This window comes from Caulobacter sp. S45 (genome assembly GCF_903642205.1).
In the GTDB taxonomy this organism is placed as follows: Bacteria; Pseudomonadota; Alphaproteobacteria; order Caulobacterales; family Caulobacteraceae; genus CAHJWH01.
This window is the reverse complement of the sequence record NZ_CAHJWH010000265.1, coordinates 1-2,525: the sequence shown is the minus strand read 5'-3', so window position 1 is coordinate 2,525 and position 2,525 is coordinate 1. Positions and strand designations below refer to the sequence as shown.

3 protein-coding genes and 1 tRNA gene are annotated in these 2,525 nt (G+C 67.6%); all 4 read left to right on the top strand.

All coding sequences use genetic code 11. From position 1 onward, the window contains the following. Positions 1-62: 62 nt before the first annotated feature. The 4 genes from HUV06_RS15920 (at position 63) to HUV06_RS15905 (ending at position 2,430) form a co-directional block, all read left to right on the top strand. Positions 63-138: transfer RNA gene (locus HUV06_RS15920), tRNA-Ala, on the top strand. A 313-nt stretch (positions 139-451) separates the two neighbouring features. Next, the gene (locus tag HUV06_RS15915) at positions 452-1,342 is read left to right on the top strand and encodes a cytochrome b/b6 domain-containing protein (RefSeq protein ID WP_254601198.1); all 891 of its coding nucleotides are present in this window, start codon (positions 452-454) and stop codon (positions 1,340-1,342) included. 1 nt (position 1,343) lies between these two features. Further along, complete coding sequence (locus tag HUV06_RS15910) at positions 1,344-2,147, top strand: molybdopterin-dependent oxidoreductase (protein WP_174302214.1); 804 nt, start codon at positions 1,344-1,346, stop codon at positions 2,145-2,147. 34 nt (positions 2,148-2,181) lie between these two features. Continuing rightward, positions 2,182-2,430, top strand: coding sequence for a hypothetical protein (locus HUV06_RS15905; RefSeq protein ID WP_174302213.1), 249 nt, complete (start codon positions 2,182-2,184; stop codon positions 2,428-2,430). Positions 2,431-2,525: the final 95 nt, after the last annotated feature.

The following is a 2,525-nucleotide window of genomic DNA, read 5'->3' as shown; positions in this document are numbered from 1 at the left end:
CTGAACCGACACATGTCCGCCCCTCGCGGACGGCCGCTACGCCCGCCCGCGGACCTGATCCTGGGGCCGTAGCTCAGTTGGTAGAGCGCCTCGTTCGCAATGAGGAGGTCAGGGGTTCGACTCCCCTCGGCTCCACCAGGATATCGGGAACGTTTGCAACGTGAAACGTTCGGCTTCGCCGCCTCCAAGCCTTCGCCGCGAGGCGCGGCGTAACCCGGGTCCCAGCCCCTGCGCATCGTGCCGTGGTCGCACCTGTCGATCACGGCAGCACGCTGCCGGTTCGCCGAACGATTTCCTCTCCGAAGAGAGACGCCGCCAATCCAGTCAAGGGACGCGTTGAGGGTCTCCACCAGCATCAGAGCAGGCAGCGTCGTGTCACTCGCACACAGGGCGAGCTATATGACGGAGTGACTACGCGGAGCCATCCCGCGGATGACCGGGAGTGAGCGCGATGAGCACCGATGTCTCCGCCGAGCCGATGGGACCGGTCGTGGAGCCGGCCCGCCGCACCCGCCGCGAGGTGATCTACCGTCACACGCTCCCGGTGCGCGTGACCCACTGGGTGAATGCCGTCGTCATCTTCCTGATGATCGGCACGGGACTGAACATCTTCAACGCGCATCCCAGGCTCTACTGGGGCCAGAAGGGCGACGCGTACGACCTCGCCGTCCTCTCCATCCATCCGGCCAGCGTGCAGGGGGCGACGCGCGGGATCACTCAGCTAGGCTCGTGGCGGATCGACACCACAGGTGTGCTGGGCTGGTCGCAGAGCCATGGGAGCTGGATGGCGCGCGCCTGGCCGGGATGGATCACCATCCCCAGCTTCCAGGACTTGGCCGACTCGCGACATTGGCATTTCTTTCTGGCCTGGACGCTGATCGCTAATGGGGCGGTCTATCTGGCCTGGTCGCTGTGGATCCGCCACGTCCAGCGCGACCTATGGCCGACATGGCGCGACTTGAAGTCGATCCCTCGCTCGATCTGGGAGCATCTGCGGAACAAGCATCCCACCGGCGAGGAGGCGAAGCGCTACAACGTGCTGCAGAAGCTGGCCTATCTGGGCCTGATCTCCCTGGTGCTGGGCATGGTCGGCACCGGGCTGACCCTATCGCCGGGACTCGACGCCTTCGCCCCCTGGCTGCTTGATGTGTTCGGCGGCCGCCAGTCGGCGCGCACGCTCCATTTCGCCTTCGCCGCGGCCATAGCCCTGTTCATCTTCGTCCATGTGGCCGAAGTGTTCCTGGCGGGCCCGATCAACGAGATCCGCTCCATCATCACAGGCGCCTACCACGTGCCCCCCGACCGGCCGCCCACACCGCGCCTGCACGGGGGCCGCGGCTGAGATGGCGCTGTTCACGCGACGCGCCGCGTTGGCGGGTGGGCTCACCGGCTCGGGCCTGCTGCTGGCGGGCTGTTCCCAGGCGATCCACGCCGACAAGCTGAACGGCGCTCGGGCCTTCCAGCACGTGCTTGACTATGGCGCGGACTGGACTCTGCACACCCAGCGTTTCCTGCTGGGCGGCGGCGCGCTGGCGCGCGAGTACCAGCCATCGGAGATTTCACGCGACTTCAAGGCCAACGGCACTCTGAACCCGGATTATCCCGCCTACAACCAGGCGGTGAGCGAACGGTTCGCCAACTGGAAGCTGGTCATCGACGGCATGGTCGCCCGGCCCCTGTCGCTGAGCCTGGCCGCCCTCAAACGGCTGCCCGCCCGCAGCCAGATCACCCGCCACGACTGCGTGGAGGGCTGGAGCGCCATCGGCGGCTGGACCGGGACGCCGCTAGGCCTGCTGCTGAAGGCGGCCGGGGTGCAGCCGGGCGCCAGGTACGCCGTCTTCTACTGCGCCGACAATCTTGAGGGTGAACCGGCTAAAGGCGGGGATCAGGCGCCCGGCCAGTATTACGAGAGCATTGACCTGGTGGACGCCTTCCATCCCCAGACCCTGATCGCCTACGCCATGAACGGCCAACCCCTCGCCGTCGCCCACGGGGCGCCGCTGCGCCTGCGGGTGGAGCGGCAGCTCGGCTACAAGCAGGCCAAGTACATCCAGCGCATCTCGCTCACCAGTACGCTCGCCGGGATCAACGGCGGCAAGGGGGGCTATTGGGAAGACCGAGGCTACGAGTGGTACGCAGGCATGTAGCGCGCAGCCGCTACTGGCGCGCCAGCGGCGCTTGATGGACCAGATCACCGCCTGTCATAGGGCGGAAGGCGCCGCACCTTCGATCTACGCCGCCACCCATCCTGCGCCCGTGCCCGGAGCGACCGGCAAGGCCCTCTCGGCGGCGGTCACCCGTTTCAGGCCACAGGCCTCGTCCAAGGCCAAACCGCGGTATCCTGCGACGCACTGGGACGGAACGCTCCGTCTGATGCCGGGTTGGCAGGTCGCCGGCGACCTGCCGGCGCTGACGGAGCCTGACCGATGAGCATCTTCGGGGCGATCATGGACAAGATCTTCCACCATCCGGCCGCCAAGCCGGCCGTTGCAGCAACCGCGTCCGCGGCGCCCCCGGCCGCCACG